This is a genomic window from Paenibacillus sp. LjRoot153, from assembly GCF_964253085.1.
Taxonomy (GTDB): Bacteria; Bacillota; Bacilli; order Paenibacillales; family NBRC-103111; genus Paenibacillus_E.
In genome coordinates this window covers 6,510,236-6,531,186 of the sequence record NZ_CAXUQH020000001.1, presented here as the reverse complement: position 1 = coordinate 6,531,186, position 20,951 = coordinate 6,510,236, and the positions used below count along the sequence as shown (strand labels likewise).

Genomic DNA, 20,951 nt, shown 5'->3' with positions numbered 1-20,951 from the left:
TATGTGGAGGTTTAGTTATGAAAGGAAATGGAAAGCCTACATTAGTAGGGGGAGGCTTAAAACAATGAAAATAACCGATACTTCGAAACAATCCAAATGGATTTTGGCATGGATGGTACTTACCGTTATGGTCGTGCTTTTCGGAGAAGAGGCTAGTAATCAAGGTAACTATAGGGCGGCAAACACCGATACCCATATACGAAATCAGCGAGGTAATCAAGCAGGCGCGGTGATTCCTGTTGCACGCCCTGTTGCACAGGAGCATCAACAACAAGCAAGTTACCGCTTTATACCCAATTTGGATTCTGATTTATCCAAGTACACGGCTGTTGAAGTGACAGCGACCGGGTATTCTGCAGGCAAAGAATCAACAGGAAAGAGTCCGGACCATCCTACTTATGGAATCACGTATTCTGGTATTAAAGTCATGCGTGATGATAAGGCGTTATCGACAATCGCGGCAGACACCAGGGTATTCCCGTTAGGTACTGTACTGTTTATTCCAGGCTACGGTTACGGGGTTGTTGCAGATACAGGAAGTGCGATTAAAGGGAAGAAAATTGATCTGTATTTCAACACGAAGGATCAGGTATATAAAGAATGGGGTAAAAAGACGGTCAAGGTGTTTGTGGTGAAAAAAGGGAATGGAAAAGTCACAGAGGTTATTTGGAAGCAGCTTAAGGATGAAATTCTGGCTCCGGCCAAAGCATTGTAATGTTTATTTTTGTAAAGAAAGAAATTCATAAAAAAACCTGTTTGGGAAAAGATACTCATACAGGAGGTGATTGACATGGCAAAGAACAAGAACAACAAGAAAGCAGCGCAAGACACGGAATTTGCTACTGAAGTAGCGGTACCTAATAAGCAGCAACAAAACAACACACAAAACCAAAATAAATAACAAATAGCTTTGTTGGAAAGACGGAGATCCCTAGAGGGTCTCCGTTTTTTATTTCTTTTCAAGCCCTCCTATATTCGATATAATGTAACAAAAACTAACATTTTGTTCCTTTTGGGAGGAGTTCCGGTTGCGCATGTGGACGGATTCAAAGCAGAGAGCTTGGTTCTACGGTTTTGTACTTATTGGTATGCTTGTAAATGTATTTGCTCTATTTTCTGCTTCGAAATGGATTACCGTAGTTAGTGTCGCTGTTTTTCTCTTAATGGGTGTAGGTGCATTACTGAGTTCAAGAGCATCAGGTAAAGAGCGAGAGCAAGGGGCACTTGATCACGAAGAACAATTCCTTACATTTATTCAAGAATCTCAGGTCGTTGCGGATCGATTAGCAGCGGCAGTAGAAGAGGTCAATCGTTCCATCGGACATCTTCTCCAAATTGCTGATGCTTCCATTCAAGGAGAAGAGGAATTGAAGGGGCGAAGCCAACATGCCGCAGGACAGCTCCAAGAAGCCTTTGCTGCGATTCAGCAAGTGGCTGCAGCTGCCGATCAGATTCTGGATTCGTCGTTACATATGCATCGTGAAAGTGAACAAACCAAAGATACGGTAGTGGATGTCTGTCGCTCCTTGAATGCAACAGATGATGTAATGAACGATTTACACGTGAACAATGATACGATGCAGAAGAAAATTCAAGATTTAACCGAGCATACGTCGAAAATTGAAGAGATTAATACGTTCATAACCGAAGTCGTTGCCCAAACGTCATTATTAGCTTTAAATGCATCCATTGAAGCGGCTAGAGCCGGTGAGCATGGAAGAGGCTTCTCCGTGGTAGCACAAGAGATTAAGAAGCTAGCTGCGCAAAGCCATGAAGCTGTTCAGAAGTCATCTGAGCTTCTTGCTGATATTGAAAATGGTGTTTCGCAAGTTGTCGCTGCAGTCGCAGAAGAGAAAGCTTCAGTGACGCATGGGATTGATGAAATGAAGGTGATGAAAGGCAAGATCGATACGATCTTTTCATTGATCCTTCATGTGAACAGCCTAGTTGCAAGTACCACGAGTTCAACGAAGCACCAATCCTCTTTGGTTACTGGGACAAGGACTTCCCTAGGGGAAGTCGTAGATTTGATGAATGAGACGATGTCGAGTGTTGAGCATACGCTGGGTCAAATGAAGAAGCAGCGGCACGAGGTATCGAGATTGCAACATATTAATCAGAATTTAGATCGCTCATCCGCAGAGCTGATCACGGCCATACAAGCTGTTGGCATGAAGAGTAAGCAGGGAACCATTCATGTCAACATTGAAGAAATGAAGCAATTGTTGAATGCGCTTGTTCGCGTACCTGACATCAAATCCCTGGTGGAAGATAAGCATGCCTCGCATTTACATGGGATTTTGAAGAAAACAGCAGGGATTGAAGCGATATGGTCGAATCGCGGGGATGGCACCTTCATCTACTCTCAGCCAGAGGCAGGCTTAGTGAATGCTAAGGGGAGAGAGTGGTGGAAGCGTGCAATGGCAGGTGAGCTCTTTATTTCGGACGAGTACGTGTCAGCTATTACGAAAAAACCATGCATCACGTTGTCGAAATCCGTTATAGATGACATGGGAACGCCCATTGGTGTCGTTGGAATTGATTTAGTGTTAAATTAATAGTTCTCAAACCAATCATTTTAGTGTAAAATAAGATTACTGTTATAAATCTTGACACGGAGAGATAGGTGATGGAACATGTTGCAAGCATTACGATCGGATGGTATGCCTTTAAGAACGACCAGGAAAGCTGCGGAGGTACTTCCCTTCTTAGAGGCTTTTATTACGCGGAAAGAGCAGCAAGCTCGGGAAATTGAGCAGGTTGTTGAGCGATATGAAGTGAAGAGAATGAAAGAAGAACGGGCTTATCAAACCATGTCATCTTTTCGACGCATGTTATCCGGTAAGAAGCCTGATCATCATCTTGCTGTTGAATATATTCATTATGTGAAGAAACCTATGGAGCAAGTAAGAAAGCTCCGTGCCGAAATCGAGCAAGCTAGACAAATAATGAATGATTCTAAGCCTGGCGACGATATTACGTTCCCAGAGGAATTTGAAGACATATTCTCGTCATAAAATAAAGAAGAGGACACTGCGTGTGCGGTGTCCTCTTCTTCTATTCATTGGTTATTCTTCAAATGTTGTAAGTCCAAGAATCCTTCTTCTTGGCTATATGCAGGAACCCCATGCGATCCAACATCTAGGCCAATCAACTCTTCGTCGCGACTCACACGTAAGGGAACGATAAGCTTAATGAGCTTCAAGAAAACCCAAGTGATGAAGAAACCCCACGCACAGACGGTGACAAGACCAAGTGCTTGAACGCCTAAGAGGTGGAACCCTCCGCCATAGAATAATCCAGCAGTTCCTTCGCGAATCGCATCCGGCTTCGCACAGAAACCTACAGCCAGGGTACCGATGCTTCCGCTGATCCCATGTACGGGAAAGGCGCCAACGGGATCATCTATCTGTCTAGCTTCCAGCATTTCCGTTGCGTAGACCATGGCAATCCCGCAGATCGCACCAATGCAGATCGCTGCTGCGTCACTGACGAATGCGCAGCCTGCCGTAATTCCGACGAGTCCAGCGAGTGCGCCATTAATGACCATGGGCGGGTCCGCTTTGCGATAACGCAACATAGTGAACAGAATGCAGGCCGCACAGCCAGCTGCGGCGGATAGCATCGTGGTGACCGCGATGTGCCCGATCGAAGTATTGGTAGCGCTTAATGTACTCCCAGAGTTAAAACCAAACCAACCGAACCACAAGATAAATGCGCCTACAGAGGCTAGTGGCAAATTAGACGGGGGAACGATGTTAGCTTTACCATCGGCAGAAAATTTACCAATTCGCGGACCAATGATTATTGCTGCAGCGAGTGCGGAGAAACCGCCAAGTCCGTGGATGACAGCGGATCCAGCAAAGTCAACCATCCCAAGCTTGCCGAGCCAACCGCCAACACTCCATACCCAATGGCCAGCAATGGGATAGATTAATCCGGTCATGGCTATCGTATAAAGAATATAAGCGCGGAAATTGATGCGTTCTGCTACAGCTCCAGATACAATTGAAATAACGGCGATAACAAAAGCGCATTGGAATAACCAATAGGTATCATGTGAGATTGTCAACGTGATGTGTGTCAAATCTCCACCCATGAAAAAGCCAGTTGTACCAATGATGCCTCCTATGTCTTTACCGTACATAAGTGCAAATCCAAAAAAGTAAAAAATAAGCGCACCGAAAGAGATATCGACAAATACTTTCATGATAATACTTACGGCATTCTTTTGTCTGACAAACCCTGCTTCTAGTAAGGCGAACCCGCCTTCCATTAATAAAATCATGGCAGCAGTCAATACGACCCAAATTGTGTCAAGGCCAGAAGTAAGTTGTTGGATTTGATCCATTCCTGTAATCTCTCCTTATAATACTTGCGTTCTCAGCACCAATTATACGGTTCTGATGATAAACATGTCAACGGAATACGTAAGAATACATAACATCTGAAGCTGATTGTTCGCCTTATACGACATTCATGTTAGGTTTTCTTGTTGAGGCGTTTGAAATATCGGTCTCGAGGCGGAGATCGCCTTCAATCTAACGTCTCTTTTCATTCCACCTTGTATCTTATAAACTAGAGTTATCTTAACAACGCTTTACACAAATGGAGGAAGAACGTATGAATCCGCATATGTTTCAAAGAATGATTTGGGGGCTAGTTCTCGTATCCGCGGGCACGCTCTTTTTACTAAATCAATTAGGATTTATTCAAATTGATATCGGCTATCTGGTGTCCACGTATTGGCCTGCGATTCTGATTTTTTATGGGCTCATTGGATTTGTGTCACAGCGAAAGTACCATTGGGGTGGATCCATAGGCAGCTTGATGATGTGCGGCGTTGGAACTATATTTCTTTTGAAAAATCTAGATGTAACCGACCTTTCTATTGGAGAAATGTTTAAATTTCTTGCTCCGGTTGCTTTAATACTTTTTGGTTTAAATGTGATATTCAAACCGAGCAAGAAAGAGTCGCCTGAGTGGCCTTCTATTAAGAAAGCAAGAGATGAAGAAAGACAAGCTCGGCGAGAAGCGAACCGATTGCGCCATTCACAACATAAGAAGCAATGGGAGTCTGGAAATTGGAACACGTCTGGCGATCTCTCCGGCAATTCGAAAGATCACATGGATCACACTTCAGCAAGTAATAGGAAACATGGCCTTACTGATGAAGAAAAGGAAGTACTTAAGGATATACACGGCACATATCCAAAGGACGAGGAGCATGGTGAATGGACGGATCACCAAAACCAACACCAACACAAATATGATGGCTTCGTTCGTAATTTTGATTCAGGCAATGTTCTGCACCGTCATGGTTTTATTGGCGATGTTCACCTTGGCCAAGAGGCTTGGGAATTAAAGCCTGTTCAGATCTCTCACTTTATTGGCGATTCTGTTATTGATCTAACACGTGCATCAATTCCGCGGGGGGAAACAACGATTCACGTCACTGCATTTATTGGTGATGTGAAGATTTTCATTCCGAACGATATGGATGTTGAGGTTCGTGTCATGGCAAGCTCCTTTATTGGAGATATGAAGGTTCTTGATCGGCGTGAAAGTGGTTTTCTTCGCAACATCAGAACGCAAACCTCTCATTATGAAGAGGCGGAACATAAAATCGTCGTGACAACAAGCATGTTTATAGGCGATATTACCATTAAAAAGATAGGTTAAGGATGGAGCATGTACAAATTGCGAATGTTCAATATGAAGTGGCAGCTGCTGAATTACTTCCTAATCTCGAGCGTAGTAACGGTTTCAGGTATTTATATCGTACTTGAATATTACGAGAAGGAACTGAGTTCTTGGGAGTTCCGATTGTGGTTCGTTTTCGCGATTCTTGTAGTGAGCTTGACCGTAGGTTTCATTGCAACTAGAAGGTGGCAGCGCAAGGTAGACGAGCTTCATGTCGCCATGCTGGAATTGTCGAAAGGTAATTTCACTGTTCGAATCGATATGGAGCCAGTTGAGCCGTTCTTATACTTATATGATGCTTTTAACAGCATGGCAACTTCTATTGAAGAACGCGTACAGCTGATGCAAAAGTTAGGGGAAGCCGAAGCGATTCGGGATCAGGAGTTGACAGAGAACGCTGTGATGGAAGAGAGACGCCGACTTGCCAGAGATCTCCATGATACTGTGAGCCAGGAGCTATTCGCGATCCATATGTCGGCTTCCTCACTTCCCAAAATATTAGAAAGAAACCCAGCGGCTGCACCAACGCTAATGAACCAGCTCATTGAGATGTCCCATCATGCCCAGAAGCAGATGCGTGGCCTCATTTCACAACTAAGACCGATCGAATTAAAAGATATGAGCTTACAAGAAGCCCTGGAGAAATGGTTCCCGGAATATTGCCGGACCCATGAACTTCAGGGTCAACTTGATGTTTCGCTGCCTGAAATTATTTCGGAGGCGATTGAACATCAGTTTTTTCTCATTATCCAAGAGGGTCTTGCTAATGTCATTAAGCATGCCTCTGCCAAGCAAGTTCGATTGGCGATCTATGAAAGAGAGCATCAGTATGTGTTGCAATTGCAGGATGATGGTCAAGGTTTTGAACGTAGGGATATTCCATCTGCTTCCCACGGCCTGTCAACCATGAGAGAACGAGCACAAAAACTAGGCGGAGAAGTGGAGATTGATAGCAAATTAGGCTCAGGAACTCGCGTGCGCGTTCGTATTCCGCGATTTTCAGGGCATTCAGGGGGAAAACAAGAATGAATCCGAACATTAAAGTTATGATTGTTGACGATCATGACATGGTACGAGTGGGTTTGCGTACTTACATTTCATTGGAACCTGGTTTAGAAGTAGTGGGGGAGGCGCCCAATGGCCAAGCTGCTTTTGATCAGTTGAAGGAAGTAAGTCTTACATCACTGCCTGATGTCATTCTAATGGATTTGACGATGCCGGTGTTGGATGGAATTGGTGCGACAAAGCTAATTTGTGATAAGTTCCCACAGATAAAAGTGATCATGCTGACCTCGTTTCTGGAGGAAGCCAAGGTGCTGGAAGCTGTTGAATCGGGAGCTATTAGTTATATGTTGAAGACTGTTTCTTCTGATCAATTGATTCACGCGATTCAGAGTGCATACCGCGGCATGCCAGTCATGAATGCTGAAGTGTCGCAAGCATTGACTAGGGGCATTAGACAGCGGAGTGAATTGCCGGAGCAAGAAGGGCTAACAGCGAGGGAACGTGAAGTGCTTCTTTTGATTGCCGAAGGGAAAAGCAATAAGGATATTTCCGAAGAGCTCTTTATTAGTATCAAAACGGTTAAAACACACGTTAGCAATCTGTTGATGAAGTGTGAGCTTGACGATCGGACACAATTAGCGATATTCGCTCATCGAAAAGGATGGGTTTAACAGCACGAACAAATAGAGGGAGATCACACATAAAAACGTCATTTTGGCACATTCTATGCGTAAGAAAAATAATATGAGCGCTTAAGGAGTGTCCAATCTCTATGAAACCACTAACTTCCTCACTGGAGCAGGTACAGGAAACATTTGATAAGGTGCGTGCCCAGCTAGAACAATTTGATTTTAACTTAGGTGGCGGTTGGGATTATGACCATGGCTACTTCGATCGTTCGCTGGATGAGGCGAATAAAGTTTGGTTGCGAATTCCCGTTCAAGTCGTCACTGGCAGAATTGAAGGCGATGTGGAAGCGACGGATGCCGTCGTTGAGGTCGGTACTCCTTTTGTTCTGAAACATGTCTATAATGAAGGATTGGATCCTGAAGCTGACGTGGAGACAGCGGGAGCTTTGATCGATCAGTTCCAAACACCGCTGGATTCGGATGCTGGGATTGAGGATAAATGGGTAAAAGAAGCTGCAAACGTATTAAAATCAGTTGAAAAAGCATGGATTCATTAATTTATGTCCTATTTTTACCTCCATTTTATTGATTTTTAATATTCGTTTAAGGTTGTGAGTGCATGATAGACACATAGAGAACAACAAGATCCTTCAGATGAACATGCACTTATAACTTTAATTATGGAGGTAAGACCCATGGATGAAAATAAAAAAGACTACAGCGACTTTTTCAAGCCGCAGAATAATGATAACAACGAGGAAACTACACAAGGGCAGTATCGAGCGAACGAAGGGCAAGAGCCGAACAAAGAAAGACCTTCTTACTACTATTCCTATGGGCCTTACAAATCTGCTTTTAATGAAGAAAGTGAAGGTCAATCCCTAACGACTTCTTCCACAAGTTCAGAAGGTACTTCAAATGTAGAAGTAACACCTCCTAAGACGCTGCGTCCTTTCAGCTTTGGTTCTGAGAATGCACCTCAAGGTCCAGCGGCATGGGATCCTAATGCTAAGAAGCGTTCTTCCGTAAAAAGCATTTTTGCAGCATTCATGGCAGGAGCGCTCGTTGTCAGTGCATTGATGTTTACCGCAGATAAAACGAATATGTTTTCACGTAATCAACCGCTAGCTTCGGGTTCAAGTTCAGCGACAACTGTGGCAAGCAGCTCCAATAGTAATGGCGGTGAAGTGAAGAACGCTGCGCTTGATGTTGTTCGCCCTGGTAACATCGCGGCGATTGCACAAAATGCAGGACCTGCGATCGTGAAGGTTGAATCACTCGTGAAGCCGAAGACATCGAGTCGCAGCAATGGTGGAAACTCACTGTTCGATGATCCATTCTTCCGTCAGTTCTTTGGCGATAATGGCGGTGGCCAAACTACCCCTAAGAGTGGTCAAAATGACACAGGAAGCGGACAGTTGCAACCAGCGGGTATGGGAACTGGCTTTATTTTCGAGAAAACAGGTTATATCCTAACGAACGAGCATGTGGTTGACGGCGCGGATGAAATTCAAATTACTGTAGAAGGCTATGAGAAGCCTTTTAAAGCGAAATTGCTGGGTAACAGCTATGATTTAGATTTGGCCGTACTCAAAATTGAGGGCGAGAAAGATTTCCCGATCCTTCCACTTGGTAAGGCGGATGACGTAAACGTAGGTGATTGGGTTGTTGCAATTGGTAACCCTTACGGATTCGACCACACAGTAACCGTTGGTGTACTTAGTGCGAAAGAACGTCCAATTAGTATCCCTGATGAGAAAGGGACGCGTGAATATAAACATTTACTACAAACAGATGCTTCCATTAACCCTGGTAACTCAGGTGGTCCACTCTTGAACCTTAACGGTGAAGTTATTGGGATCAATACAGCAGTAAGCTCACAAGCGCAAGGGATCGGTTTTGCGATTCCGACTAGCACAATTTCTTCTGTACTAGATAACTTGAAGAATAATGTTACGATTCCGAAAGAGCCTGTTCCTTACCTTGGTGTTGGTCTGCAAGATATCGGTCAAGATTGGGTGAGTGAATTGAAGCTTCCTAACACAGATGGCGCTTTGGTTGGCAGTGTTCAACGTAAGAGCCCAGCATTCACAGCAGGCTTGCGTCAATATGATGTGATCGTAGATTTGAATGGTACCAAAATTAAGAACTCACAAGAGTTGATTACGAAGGTTCAAGGAACGAAAGTTGGCGACAAAGTAACGCTGGGCATTATTCGTGATGGCAAGCGTACAGAAGTCCCAGTTACGGTAGGAGATAAAAATACACTTGCTGAGACACCAGCTCAGTAAGCCCTAAGCACTTAATTGAAGGGAAGTAGAGTCCGCGGCCTCAAGCTTGCAGGCTCTGCTTCTTTTTGCTAGGCGGTAATTTTGCTACAATAGAAGGTAGAATGGGGGCGGACCAATGAGAGAGAATATTATGGTTATTGATGATGATGAGAAAATCACATCCATGCTGAGACGTGGACTGGCATTTGAAGGCTATTTGGTTACGACAGCAGCTAACGGTTTAGAAGGTCTCAAGCAAATGTTGGTGACAGAACCGCAGCTTATTATTTTGGACGTCATGATGCCGCACATCGATGGGTGGGAAGTTGTTCGTCGAATTCGTGAAAGCGGCAGCGAAGTGCCGATTCTCATGCTGACTGCGAAGGACGATATTAGTGATCGTGTCAAAGGTTTGGATTTGGGTGCTGATGATTATTTGGTCAAGCCCTTTGCTTTGGAAGAGCTGCTTGCGAGAGTGCGAGTATTACTACGTCGAAGAACGGAACGACCTGAACAGATGAACAATCGGCTCAGTTTTGAAGATGCGATCTTGGATTTAGATACACGTGAGGTTTTCCGCGGTGAGAAGCTGATTGAATTAACGACGAAAGAGTTTGATTTATTGCATTTATTTATGCAGAATCCGAAGCGAGTTCTGTCGAGAGATATCATTATGGAGAAGATATGGGGCTACGATTACAGCGGTGAGTCCAACGTCTTAGAGGTTTACATAGCATTGTTACGCCAGAAAACAGAAGAATTTGGCCATAAACGTTTGATTCAAACGGTCCGAGGAGCAGGCTATGTATTGAGAGGGGAAAATTAAAATGTCGCTTCGCCTGCGGCTTACGCTATGGTATTCAGGCATATTGGCCATCACGATGCTACTTTTTGGCATTGTTCTCTATTTCTTCTTGAACTATTTCCTTTATGATCAAATTCGTCAGGATGTGAAAAGAGAGGCCGTCAACAGCTCCACTCGTATTCAGAAAAGCATTGCGCTTTCTCAGAAGGGCCTTGTCGTTGATCTTGAATTAGAAAGCAGAGACTTCTACTCCACCAATACCTTTTTACAATTATATAATATTGCGCTAAAGAGCTATAACCGATCAGCAAATTTACAATATTATGATCAAACGCTGCCTATTGGCCAATCGACAATTGATAAACTGCAACGTCAGGTTGACAAACTGGAAGACGAGATTGGCTATTTTGAGAAAATGAAAATTCTTAATCAGGATTTTCTGATCTACCATCTAGGTATAACCGATAACAAATCAAAGCTCATTGGCATTCTGCAATCAGCTGTGCCGATCGGTAGCTACGAGAGAACGGCCGTCATGCTGCGTTATACACTTGTCATTTGGGCCATTTTAACCATTATCGTCGCTGCCTCCCTAGGTTGGTTCTTGGCACGTAAGGCATTGAAACCAATTGAGCGTGTGATAGATGCCGCGAATCAAATCGAAAGTGGAGACGATTTAGAGAAGCGCATACACTACGATGGACCTCTAGATGAAATAGGCCGGTTGACGAATACGATTAATGGCATGCTGTCCCGTATTCAAATTACGTATGTGGAGTTAGATGAAGCCTACCGCGCACAGCGACGGTTCGTATCGGATGCATCTCATGAGCTTAGAACACCTCTAACGACGATTCGTGGTAATGTGGATTTGTTGGAGAAAATGTGGAAGCAGACGTCGGGGACCAAAGAATTAGCTACGCCAGACCAGGTTCAAATGTCTTTGGAAGCTATGCACGACATTGCCGGGGAAGCGCAGCGGATGAGCAGGTTAGTCAATGATTTACTCGCGCTTGCGAGGGCTGATGCTGGTGTTCTCATGGAGAAACATCCAATTGAGTTCAAGCCGCTAGTTCACGAAGTCGCAAGGAGGGCGCAGCTGCTCGAGCATACGGCTGAATGGCTAGTAGGTGATCTTGATGCGCTCGAGGATGCCATTGTTCAAGGAAACCGTGATTACTTGCAGCAGTTGTTGTTTATCTTTATTGAAAATGCTTTTAAATATACACCAACGGGCACGGTAACCATTGAGGCGATACGCAGAAACAGCTTTATTGGCATACGGATCTCGGATACAGGCATAGGGATGGATAAAGAGGATATCCCTCATATTTTCGATCGGTTCTATCGCGCGGATTTATCCAGAGGGGTTACGACCGGTACAGGGCTTGGTTTATCTATTGCCAAATGGATCATTGATGAGCATGACGGATCTGTGGAAGTCACCACTCGGAAGGACGAAGGAAGTAACTTTTTAATCTGGCTGCCAGCAAACTTCCCTCATGCCATATAATCAGATATAATTAGAAGAAATACAACGGTTTAGGTAGGTGGAACAGATGGAAGTTGTTCGAATATCCCCCAGAGGTTACTGCTATGGGGTTGTTGATGCTATGGCGCTCGCCATGCAAACTGCTAAAAATTTAAATCTTCCCAGACCTATATATATCTTAGGCATGATTGTTCATAATGCGCATGTGACAGATTTCTTCAAAGAGGAAGGAGTCATTACGCTGGATGGCGAGAATCGCCTTGAGATTTTGGAACAAGTTGAGACAGGGACTGTTATTTTCACAGCGCACGGAGTTTCTCCTGAGGTAAGACGTTTGGCGCGCGACAAAGGACTTACTGTTGTGGATGCAACATGTCCAGATGTAACCAAGACGCATGATCTAATTCGCGAAAAAGTAGCAGACGGTTATGACATTATTTATATCGGAAAAAAGGGACATCCAGAGCCAGAAGGTGCTATTGGCGTAGCACCAGATCATGTGCACTTGATTGAGAAGCTGGAGGAAGCCGAGCACCTTAATCTGAAGTCCAATCGAATCATCATTACGAATCAAACCACGATGAGTCAATGGGATATTAAACATATTATGAATCGGCTATTAACGCTTTTCCCAAAAGCTGAAATTCATAATGAAATTTGCTTGGCAACGCAGGTTCGTCAAGAAGCTGTCGCGGAGCAAGCCAAAGAAGTTGATCTTGTCATTGTCGTTGGGGATCCCAAAAGCAACAATTCGAACCGTTTGGCTCAGGTTTCACAAGAGATCGCTGGTGTCATGGCGTACCGAATTTCAGACGTCTCAGAATTGAACATAGAATGGTTAGCAAATGTTCGGAAAGTGGGGGTAACCTCTGGGGCTTCCACACCAACACCGATAACCAAAGAGGTAATTACCTTTTTGGAAAATTACGATGCGAAAGATGAAACCAGTTGGGAAATAAAACGTACTATTAATATGAAGAAACTAATTCCCCCTGTTAAATCCAAAGCAGCAAGTACCGTGTAATTCCTGCTTATTCCACTCGACGGGATTGAAACTAGCATGCAAAGTACTCAGAAGGTGAAAATGATGAAAGCTCGCTACGATTGGAAAAGTACTAAACGTTGGTTTAGATTCAAATATTTACTTCTTTTACGTGCCAAGGGCGGTCCTTCCATGGTAGCAAGAGGCTTTTCGATTGGTTTATTCGTTGAGATGTTCACATTACCGACTGCAGGATTTGCGTTTGTTCTTATCTTTCCATTGGTTTATCTATTGAGAGCGAACCTGCCTGCGGCTTTAATTGGCTTTGTGTTCGGTAAAGTCATCTATATACCTTTTTCCATTCTTAATAAGCAGGTTGGGGAAGCTTTAGTGCCGAAGCATTTTAAGATCTACCTGATCCACCATCTACCGCATCTCCTCTCTAATATTATTCGAAGCGGTTTGGATTTAATTGTCGGTGGGATGGTCGTTGGTCTATTCCTAGGTATTATCGCATATTTCCCGGTCGTGCTCCTGCTCAAGTACCACACGAATCGCCGTAAAGAAAAACGTAGAATACGTAAAGATCAGTTAGCTCCTGCGGATTCAAAAGAATAGTAAATAAATTAGCGCTTGACGGATTCTCGTCAAGCGTTGTATATTTACTTTAGTGGTTAAAAGCATAAAAGCGTAGAAGCGAACAAGCGTTGAAGCGTGTAAGCGAAATAATAATCAATTATTCCATAATAAATGAATTAGGAGCGTGGATCACATGATCGCAATTACATCAAACAAAACTTCGGATGAGCGTATTCAGGAAATTGTGCAATTTATCGAAAAGCAAGGGGTTCAAGCGCATGTTTCCAAAGGCGAGGATCGTACGGTAATTGGGATCATTGGTCAAGCGGATCCGAAATTAGCGGAACAGCTTCGCCAAATGTCAGGCGTTGAGCAAGTTGTGAAAATCTCGAAGTCCTACAAGCTAGCTAGTCGTGATTTCCATCCTGCTGATACCGTTATTTCTATTAAAGGTGTTGAAATCGGTGGTGAACAACTTGTCGTCATGGGTGGACCTTGCGCAGTAGAAACACCAGAGCAAATCGATGAGATCGCTCGTTTGGTGAAAGCGGCTGGCGGACAGGTGCTCCGCGGTGGTGCTTTTAAACCAAGAACAGGCCCATACAGCTTCCAAGGTGTTGGTGTAGAAGGTCTGATCATGATGGCTGAAGCGGGTAAGAAACATGGTCTTCTTACCATTACTGAAGTCATGACACCGGAGTATGTTGATGTATGTGCGGAATACGCGGACATTTTGCAAGTAGGTACGCGTAATATGCAAAACTTTGATCTCCTTCGCAAATTAGGAACGATTCAAACGCCAGTCTTGCTCAAACGTGGATTTAGCTCTACGTATGATGAATTCTTGAATGCTGCTGAGTACATTCTCGCTGGTGGCAATCCGAACGTTATGCTTTGTGAACGCGGAATCCGTACATTCGAGACCTACACACGAAATACGTTAGACTTATCAGCGATTCCAGTACTTAAATCATTGAGTCACTTGCCGGTTATCTCAGATCCAAGTCACGGAACAGGGCGCAGAGAGCTAGTAGTTCCAATGACGAAGGCATCTGTTGCAGCTGGAGCTGACGGATTAATCATCGAAATGCATACAGATCCAGACAATTCAATGACAGGTGACGGCGTACAATCCTTGTTCCCAGATCAATTCGCTCATTTGCTATCTGATCTTGAGAAGCTTGCTCCACTACTGGGTAAGAAATTCGATACGAAGAAAGAAGCCATTCTGGCGTAATATACGGTTTTTATAGGGAGGGTTTCTTCAGAAATGGAGAAACCTTTTTCCTATTTTTGTATTTATGGCAATTGTGGGAAAATAGTGTAAGAATAGCTTACACTCCTTTAAAAAATACCTGACATAAGTATTGACTGTCTTAGAGGAATCGCTATATAATATGTGAAAGAAAACAAGCAAAAGTTGAACATTAATCATGCAAAGTACGTTGAATGTACGGAAATGGGAGGGTTTTTTAAATGTCAGTTCAAAACGTGTTGAACCTTATCAAGGAAAAAAATATTGAGTGGGTAGATTTTCGTTTCGTTGGTCTCTCCGGTAAAGCACAGCATATTTCTTTACCATCAACAGAAGTAGATGAAGAAACATTCGTAAATGGCGTAGCTTTTGACGGTTCATCCATCCCAGGATTCCGTGGTATTGAACAATCTGACATGGTAATGATGCCAGATACGGAAACTGCTTATGTGGATCCTTTCACAGCACACCCAACACTAGTAATTATGAGCAACATCCATACACCTGAAGGCGACCGTTATGACCGTGATCCACGTAGCATCGCTCAAAAGGCTGAAGAATATTTGCAAACAACTGGTGTAGGTACAACTGCATACTTCGCTCCTGAATCCGAATTCTTCATCTTTGATGATGTTCGTTTCGAGAACGGTATGAACAAATCCTACTTCGAAGTTGATTCCGAAGAAGCTGGTTGGAACACTGGCCGTAAAGAAGAAGGCGGCAACCTTGCTTATAAAGTTCCAGTTAAAGGCGGTTACGTTCCGGTAGCTCCAATCGATTCCCAACAAGATATCCGTTCCGAAATGTGTAATAAGCTTGCTGACGCAGGTCTTCGCATTGAGCGTCATCACCATGAAGTGGCAACAGCTGGTCAAGCTGAAATCAACTTCCGTTTTGACACATTGACTAAAACAGCAGACAACCTGCTTAAATACAAGTATATCGTTGCTAACACAGCGAGAGAATATGGTAAAGTAGCAACTTTCATGCCGAAACCACTATTTGGCGACAACGGTAGCGGGATGCACGTTCATATGTCCATCTTCAACGAAGGTAACCCATTGTTCTACGAAAAAGGCTCTTACGCGAACCTTTCCGAAATGGCTATCAACTACATCGGTGGTATCCTGTATCACGCTCCAGCGTTGATCGCGATCACGAACCCAAGTACAAACTCCTTCAAACGTCTAGTTCCTGGTTACGAAGCTCCGGTAAACCTTGTATTCTCCAAAGGTAACCGTTCCGCAGCAGTTCGTATTCCAATCGCAGCTGTGACACCTAAGGGTTGTCGTATTGAGTTCCGTACACCGGACAGCACAGCTAACCCATACCTTGCTTTCGCAGCAATGTTGATGGCTGGTCTTGACGGTATCAAAAAGAAAATCGATCCGCGTGCTCTTGGATACGGTCCTTTCGATACAAACATCTATGAAATGTCAGATGCTGAGAAAGCTGAGATCCGCAGCGTTCCTGGTACATTAGACGAAGCTTTGGATGCTCTTGCAGCTGATTCCGACTTCTTGCTTGAAGGCGGCGTATTCACACAAGATTTCATCGATAACTACATTGACTTGAAACGTGGCGAAGCGAAACAAGTTGCAATTCGTATTCACCCACACGAGTACAACCTTTACTTCGATTGCTAATCTTTAGCACTTATACGATATGATCATAGGAACTGCCCCTTCATAGGACGCTATGGAGGAGCAGTTTTCTTTTTGTATGTACTTCACTTTTTATTTGGAAATATTCCCATATTCGAGAAAGTGTGTTATAACCAAATAGGCAGCTTGTCGTACGTATATTCCAAAACTTTATTCAAGGGAGTCGAGAATCATTGAAAAAATTAAAAACATCCATTTTTGTGCTATCTTGTGCTGTGTTGCTTACCAGTAACCCGTTTGTTCACGCTGAAACGGTACAATCTAATCAGAACGCGGTTAATCAATATGGCAGTGACATTGACCCCAATTACAATAAAGCGAGCACAAGCATCTTTGCGGATATTACGTCAGAATACTGGGCCTATAACGCGATTAAAGATTTAAATAATAGGCAAGTGCTTAGTGGCTACCCTGATGGAAAGTTCAGACCTGACCGCGTAGTAACTCGTGCTGAATTAGCTAAAATCATGGTGCTTGCGGCAGGTCTTGAGCCTTCTAAAACTAGTGTTTCGACATTCACAGATCTCAAAGCTAATGATTGGGCGACGCCATATGTAGAAGCCGCTAAGGATTATTTGAATGGGTATACACGCTCAGACGGTAGCTTGGTTTATGATCCTGACGCACCTGCACTTCGTGAAGATATTACCGTGGCTCTTGTGAAATTGAAAGGATACAACAAAACTAGGCTTGTTGACCAAAGCATTATCCAAGCTATGTTTACAGATTTCGATGGAATCTCTGATTTTGCCAAGAATTATGTCGCCTTAGCGGTTGATAATAATTTGGTATCTGGCTTTCCCGACGAAACGTTCAAGCCTCAGCAACCTGTGACGAGGGCTCAGGCAGCCGCCATGCTATGGAGAGCCTACCAACAAGGAAATGACAACAAGATTGAAACGTACACGAAGGTCGAACTTCCTCCTGCCCCGACTACGGTGACTGGCACTACATACCGTCCATAGATTTGAAAAGGAGTGAAGGAAAACCTATGTATGTGAGAACCAGGAAATGCTTCACCGTTTTAACGCTCTTATTCATGCTTTCCATTTTTTCAGTAAGTCCTGTGTTTGCTGCTAGTAGTTATTTGACGACGGTTAATATTGAAAAAGGTCTCTGGAGTGGTGATCCTGGCATTCCGGAAGACATTCGAAGAGTTACTTTTGACTTTATGGTATTCACATCTCAAATTATACATGGCGAAGATATGGGATTTATCGATCTAGCAGGTAAAGAATTTATTTTAAGAGCAGATGGGTATGCGGATATACAGGCAACTATTAATGGGGGATTTAGTACAGCGGCTAGGGAATCAGGCTTTAAGTTTTCGATTGTAGGCAACGTTGTCCCAGGTGTTCAATATCGTCTTCTTGCGCCTTCAATAAGCACTTCCTACAAATGGATAGTTAGTCCCGATGTATTCATATCGCAGCCGATACCAGGCGGTCATACAGCTGGCGAAGTTCCTTATATTCAAAATGGTGTGGTACACAGACCCGATTCATTAACAACATTCAGAACGACAGTAAACAGGAGCCTAGTACCGCAAAATGCAAAGAATTTTACTAGGATCAGAGTGATGACATCGGAGAGGCCATTAAACATCAAAGAAGAAGGTGGTCTTGAACGATACACGGACTTCTCACAAAAATTTAAGGAAATAGGTTATAGTAGTTCTGTAAGAGAAGCTGGTCTATGGTATGTACTTACAATCCTGTATGATGATGATCAACATGCACTTGCCTATCGGGAAGATATAGTGAACACATACTCAAGTCAGGGGCAATCGAATCCATACGGAAGCGATATTGACCCCAACTATAATCAAACAAAAGCTTCTCCATTTTCCGATATCGAAACTCAAAACTGGGCTTACAGCGCAATTCTCGATTTATCGACAAGAAAAGTGCTAACTGGCTATCCGGATGGTAAGTTCAGGCCTGATCGCGTTGTTACGAGAGCAGAGTTTGCGAAAATAATGGTATTAGCTGCGGGGCTAACCCCAACTAAAGTTGAAACTACTTCGTTCTCAGACATTAAGCCGACAGATTGGTTTACTCCATTCATAGAGTCTGCCAAAGAATATCTAAACGGATATACATCGCCAAGTGGTAAATTGATTTTTGATCCTGAAGCGCCAGCACTCCGGGAAGACATTGCAGTCGCTATTGTTAAGCTAAAAGGATATGACAAAACGAAGCTTGCTGACAGGAGTATTATTCAAGGCATGTTTCTTGATTACCAAGGGATCTCGGAATTCGCCAAGGATTATGTGGCATTAGCCGTTGAGAACAATTTGGTATCCGGTTTTCCAGACGAGACGTTTAAAGCTCAACAGCCTGTTACGAGAGCGCAAGCTGCCGCGATGCTTTGGAGAGCTTATCAAGTTGGAAATGAAAATAAGAATGACTTCTAATAGTTTATCAACTAACCTCGTTCGCCATCGTGAGATGGCAACGGGGTTAATTTTGTTAAATCCTTCTAGTTTGATAATGAAATGTCAGGTATAATATTCCCAAAATCTCTTGTTTAGGAAGGATGAATTAACGATGAATATTGCAATTGTTGCAGGAAGCAACCAAAGCGCAGCGACAAGCACGCGTCTTGCCGAATATATCAAACATCTGATAACACAAGAACAACATGAGGTAACACTGATAGATCTATATAAGACGCCATTACCTTTCTATACACCTGAAGATGATGGCGACGATAACCAAGCACTAGAGGCGTTTAAACTGGCGATGTTGTCCGCCGATGCAATTGTTCTGGCAACGCCTGAGTATCATAGTGGAATGTCCGGTGTGTTAAAAAATGCGCTTGATCATGTTGGACAGGATCATTTCCATAACAAAGCTGTACTGTCTGTCAGCTCCTCAGGCGGAGCGGTTGCTGTCAGCTCGCTGACACAGATGCAGACGACCGTCCGTAATCTACACGGGATTAACAGTCCGGAATGGATTTCGATTGGTGGCGATCAACGCAAGAGCTTCCGCGGAGACGCCCTCTTCGAAGACATTCATCCAGATGTTGATAAGCGAGTTCGACGTGTTGTTGGATCCTTCCTACAGCTGGCCGAACAGCTCGTGGGACCAGCGAAATTGTAACGTATAGAATTACATGTTCAATCGAATTCAGGCAACCAAGTCACTAGACTTGGTTCTTTGTATTTCTACATACTTTTGACACATTTATATAGTACAGTATGGTAAAAAAATGAACGGTGGGGAGATCATGGGAGTCCAGTGGACCAACAAGGAAGTTGTTCATCTTTTACTGCGTGCGGGATTTGGTGTGGCGAAGGAAGAAGTTGCTGCTTGCTTGGAGCTAGGAAAGGAAGAAACGGTTCGACGCTTAGTAACGGGTGAAGCGTTGATCGATAAGGTCACGAAGCTTGCCTCCTTTGACGAGTTTCATGCGGACGGGAAGAATGCCTTGGACCCGCTCTTACTAGTAGATCAACAGATGTATTGGCTTTACCAGATGGTGAACTCACAGGCGCCGCTCATCGAGAAGATGACGTTATTTTGGCATGGACATTTCGCGACGGCGAATTATAAGGTGAAAGATGCAGCGCTCATGGTGAGGCAAAATGAACTGTTCCGTCAATACGCCCTGGGGAATTTCAAAGAGCTGCTCACCGAAATCGGCAAGGACCCTGCCATGATGATTTGGCTGGATGTGAATCAGAATAAGAAGGGCAAGCCGAATGAGAATTATGCCCGTGAGGTGATGGAGCTATTTACACTTGGCATCGGTCATTACACCGAGATGGATGTGAAGGAATCAGCGCGCGCATTTACAGGTTGGACGTACAATAAGAATGATCATAAGGTCAACTACAATGCCAAACAGCACGATAATGATGCCAAAACACTGCTCGGGGAAAGCGGTAAGCTAGATGCAGACGATGTGATTGATATTTTATTTCATCAAGAAGCATTGCCAACGTTTCTAGCGACGAAGTTATTGAACTATTTTGCAACCGAGACACCTTCCGATCGCTGGATTCAGAATATAGCGGGATTAATCATGAAGAAGTATACCCTGGGGGAAGTGCTTCAGGTGCTATTCCTTTCCGATGAATTCTATGCCGATACCAATCGGATGGCACTCATTAAAACACCAGCAGATTATGTAGCGGGTATCCTGAAATGCTGCAAGCTCTCCGTCGCCAAAGGGCATGCACAAGCGATGCGGAAGATGGGGCAGGAACTATTCGTCCCACCTGATGTTGCGGGCTGGAGAGGGGGCGCCTCTTGGCTCACAACGAACTGTTTGTTGGCCAGGTTTCAGTTCGCTGAGGGAATCGCGAAGCAAATGAACGGACAACAGCTGAACTCGTCAGCGTTCCAACCCAATCAGGTCGAGTCGCCTATAGAATGGGCGAAGCACTATGCAGAGCTCATGGGTATCTCGGACTTATCCGAGCAAACACAAGCGAGTTTGCGTGCATACGCAGATGATACCATTGTACATACAACCCAAACCAAGCAAAAAATAACAGGCCTACGCGGTCTCTTGCAGCTCGTTTTGATTAGTCCTGAAGCTCAGATGAAATAGGAGG

19 protein-coding genes are annotated in these 20,951 nt (G+C 44.0%); 18 read left to right on the top strand and 1 reads right to left on the bottom strand.

The window, feature by feature from the left end; all coding sequences use genetic code 11:
- Window positions 1-64: 64 nt before the first annotated feature.
- The 3 genes from ACSQ8P_RS28125 to ACSQ8P_RS28115 all read left to right on the top strand — a co-directional run bounded on the left by ACSQ8P_RS28125 (window position 65) and on the right by ACSQ8P_RS28115 (window position 3,017).
- Entirely contained in the window at window positions 65-715 is a 651-nt protein-coding gene (locus ACSQ8P_RS28125) for a 3D domain-containing protein (protein WP_436238212.1), read from the top strand.
- Between the two features lie 319 nt (window positions 716-1,034).
- A complete protein-coding gene (locus ACSQ8P_RS28120) occupies window positions 1,035-2,558 on the top strand; it encodes a methyl-accepting chemotaxis protein (RefSeq protein WP_436238211.1) in 1,524 nt (507 codons plus the stop codon).
- Window positions 2,559-2,636: 78 nt separating this feature from the next.
- Window positions 2,637-3,017 (top strand): hypothetical protein, encoded by a 381-nt coding sequence (locus tag ACSQ8P_RS28115; protein ID WP_235550003.1) that lies wholly within the window; start codon window positions 2,637-2,639, stop codon window positions 3,015-3,017.
- Window positions 3,018-3,061: 44 nt separating this feature from the next.
- Here the strand turns inward: ACSQ8P_RS28115 and ACSQ8P_RS28110 are convergent, their stop codons facing one another.
- Window positions 3,062-4,351 carry an ammonium transporter gene (locus ACSQ8P_RS28110; protein ID WP_436238210.1) on the bottom strand — a complete coding sequence of 430 codons (1,290 nt, stop codon included), beginning with the start codon at window positions 4,349-4,351 and terminating at the stop codon, window positions 3,062-3,064.
- A 272-nt stretch (window positions 4,352-4,623) separates the two neighbouring features.
- On the opposite strand from ACSQ8P_RS28110, the gene liaF reads away from it, so the two are divergent.
- From liaF to ACSQ8P_RS28035, 15 genes are all read left to right on the top strand, one after another.
- Window positions 4,624-5,682 (top strand): cell wall-active antibiotics response protein LiaF, encoded by a 1,059-nt coding sequence (gene liaF, locus ACSQ8P_RS28105; protein ID WP_436238209.1) that lies wholly within the window; start codon window positions 4,624-4,626, stop codon window positions 5,680-5,682.
- A 9-nt stretch (window positions 5,683-5,691) separates the two neighbouring features.
- On the top strand, window positions 5,692-6,732 hold the full coding sequence (locus tag ACSQ8P_RS28100) for a HAMP domain-containing sensor histidine kinase (protein ID WP_436238208.1): 1,041 nt from the start codon (window positions 5,692-5,694) through the stop codon (window positions 6,730-6,732).
- The gene (locus ACSQ8P_RS28095; RefSeq protein ID WP_436238207.1) at window positions 6,729-7,379 is read left to right on the top strand and encodes a response regulator; all 651 of its coding nucleotides are present in this window, start codon (window positions 6,729-6,731) and stop codon (window positions 7,377-7,379) included. Before ACSQ8P_RS28100 ends, ACSQ8P_RS28095 begins: the two co-directional genes overlap by 4 nt.
- Before the next feature lie 101 nt (window positions 7,380-7,480).
- The gene (locus ACSQ8P_RS28090) at window positions 7,481-7,894 is read left to right on the top strand and encodes a YugN family protein (RefSeq protein WP_056609506.1); all 414 of its coding nucleotides are present in this window, start codon (window positions 7,481-7,483) and stop codon (window positions 7,892-7,894) included.
- A 138-nt stretch (window positions 7,895-8,032) separates the two neighbouring features.
- On the top strand, window positions 8,033-9,628 hold the full coding sequence (locus tag ACSQ8P_RS28085; RefSeq protein ID WP_436238206.1) for a S1C family serine protease: 1,596 nt from the start codon (window positions 8,033-8,035) through the stop codon (window positions 9,626-9,628).
- A 115-nt stretch (window positions 9,629-9,743) separates the two neighbouring features.
- Window positions 9,744-10,433, top strand: coding sequence for a response regulator transcription factor (locus tag ACSQ8P_RS28080; RefSeq protein ID WP_057315406.1), 690 nt, complete (start codon window positions 9,744-9,746; stop codon window positions 10,431-10,433).
- A gap of 1 nt (window position 10,434) precedes the next feature.
- Window positions 10,435-11,925 (top strand): sensor histidine kinase, encoded by a 1,491-nt coding sequence (locus tag ACSQ8P_RS28075; RefSeq protein ID WP_436238205.1) that lies wholly within the window; start codon window positions 10,435-10,437, stop codon window positions 11,923-11,925.
- Window positions 11,926-11,971: 46 nt separating this feature from the next.
- Window positions 11,972-12,928 (top strand): 4-hydroxy-3-methylbut-2-enyl diphosphate reductase, encoded by a 957-nt coding sequence (locus tag ACSQ8P_RS28070; protein WP_436238204.1) that lies wholly within the window; start codon window positions 11,972-11,974, stop codon window positions 12,926-12,928.
- A 36-nt stretch (window positions 12,929-12,964) separates the two neighbouring features.
- On the top strand, window positions 12,965-13,504 hold the full coding sequence (locus tag ACSQ8P_RS28065; RefSeq protein ID WP_436238203.1) for a DUF2062 domain-containing protein: 540 nt from the start codon (window positions 12,965-12,967) through the stop codon (window positions 13,502-13,504).
- Between the two features lie 154 nt (window positions 13,505-13,658).
- Window positions 13,659-14,702, top strand: a complete 1,044-nt coding sequence (gene aroF / locus ACSQ8P_RS28060; protein ID WP_056609517.1) for a 3-deoxy-7-phosphoheptulonate synthase — start codon at window positions 13,659-13,661, stop codon at window positions 14,700-14,702.
- A 239-nt stretch (window positions 14,703-14,941) separates the two neighbouring features.
- Window positions 14,942-16,366, top strand: a complete 1,425-nt coding sequence (glnA, locus tag ACSQ8P_RS28055; protein WP_236289511.1) for a type I glutamate--ammonia ligase — start codon at window positions 14,942-14,944, stop codon at window positions 16,364-16,366.
- A 191-nt stretch (window positions 16,367-16,557) separates the two neighbouring features.
- On the top strand, window positions 16,558-17,349 hold the full coding sequence (locus tag ACSQ8P_RS28050; protein ID WP_436238202.1) for an S-layer homology domain-containing protein: 792 nt from the start codon (window positions 16,558-16,560) through the stop codon (window positions 17,347-17,349).
- Window positions 17,350-17,423: 74 nt separating this feature from the next.
- Window positions 17,424-18,800 carry an S-layer homology domain-containing protein gene (locus tag ACSQ8P_RS28045; protein ID WP_436238201.1) on the top strand — a complete coding sequence of 459 codons (1,377 nt, stop codon included), beginning with the start codon at window positions 17,424-17,426 and terminating at the stop codon, window positions 18,798-18,800.
- 133 nt (window positions 18,801-18,933) lie between these two features.
- Window positions 18,934-19,491, top strand: a complete 558-nt coding sequence (locus tag ACSQ8P_RS28040; RefSeq protein WP_436238200.1) for an NADPH-dependent FMN reductase — start codon at window positions 18,934-18,936, stop codon at window positions 19,489-19,491.
- A gap of 127 nt (window positions 19,492-19,618) precedes the next feature.
- Window positions 19,619-20,947, top strand: coding sequence for a DUF1800 domain-containing protein (locus ACSQ8P_RS28035; RefSeq protein ID WP_436238199.1), 1,329 nt, complete (start codon window positions 19,619-19,621; stop codon window positions 20,945-20,947).
- The last annotated feature ends 4 nt before the right edge of the window (window positions 20,948-20,951 follow it).

Coding starts and splice junctions, on each gene's coding strand:
- ACSQ8P_RS28125 (WP_436238212.1), top strand. CDS start 65: ATGAAAATAACCGATACTTCGAAACAATCCAAATGGATTTTGGCATGG.
- ACSQ8P_RS28120 (WP_436238211.1), top strand. CDS start 1,035: ATGTGGACGGATTCAAAGCAGAGAGCTTGGTTCTACGGTTTTGTACTT.
- ACSQ8P_RS28115 (WP_235550003.1), top strand. CDS start 2,637: ATGTTGCAAGCATTACGATCGGATGGTATGCCTTTAAGAACGACCAGG.
- ACSQ8P_RS28110 (WP_436238210.1), bottom strand. CDS start 4,351: ATGGATCAAATCCAACAACTTACTTCTGGCCTTGACACAATTTGGGTC.
- liaF (WP_436238209.1), top strand. CDS start 4,624: ATGAATCCGCATATGTTTCAAAGAATGATTTGGGGGCTAGTTCTCGTA.
- ACSQ8P_RS28100 (WP_436238208.1), top strand. CDS start 5,692: ATGTACAAATTGCGAATGTTCAATATGAAGTGGCAGCTGCTGAATTAC.
- ACSQ8P_RS28095 (WP_436238207.1), top strand. CDS start 6,729: ATGAATCCGAACATTAAAGTTATGATTGTTGACGATCATGACATGGTA.
- ACSQ8P_RS28090 (WP_056609506.1), top strand. CDS start 7,481: ATGAAACCACTAACTTCCTCACTGGAGCAGGTACAGGAAACATTTGAT.
- ACSQ8P_RS28085 (WP_436238206.1), top strand. CDS start 8,033: ATGGATGAAAATAAAAAAGACTACAGCGACTTTTTCAAGCCGCAGAAT.
- ACSQ8P_RS28080 (WP_057315406.1), top strand. CDS start 9,744: ATGAGAGAGAATATTATGGTTATTGATGATGATGAGAAAATCACATCC.
- ACSQ8P_RS28075 (WP_436238205.1), top strand. CDS start 10,435: ATGTCGCTTCGCCTGCGGCTTACGCTATGGTATTCAGGCATATTGGCC.
- ACSQ8P_RS28070 (WP_436238204.1), top strand. CDS start 11,972: ATGGAAGTTGTTCGAATATCCCCCAGAGGTTACTGCTATGGGGTTGTT.
- ACSQ8P_RS28065 (WP_436238203.1), top strand. CDS start 12,965: ATGCAAAGTACTCAGAAGGTGAAAATGATGAAAGCTCGCTACGATTGG.
- aroF (WP_056609517.1), top strand. CDS start 13,659: ATGATCGCAATTACATCAAACAAAACTTCGGATGAGCGTATTCAGGAA.
- glnA (WP_236289511.1), top strand. CDS start 14,942: ATGTCAGTTCAAAACGTGTTGAACCTTATCAAGGAAAAAAATATTGAG.
- ACSQ8P_RS28045 (WP_436238201.1), top strand. CDS start 17,424: ATGCTTTCCATTTTTTCAGTAAGTCCTGTGTTTGCTGCTAGTAGTTAT.
- ACSQ8P_RS28040 (WP_436238200.1), top strand. CDS start 18,934: ATGAATATTGCAATTGTTGCAGGAAGCAACCAAAGCGCAGCGACAAGC.
- ACSQ8P_RS28035 (WP_436238199.1), top strand. CDS start 19,619: ATGGGAGTCCAGTGGACCAACAAGGAAGTTGTTCATCTTTTACTGCGT.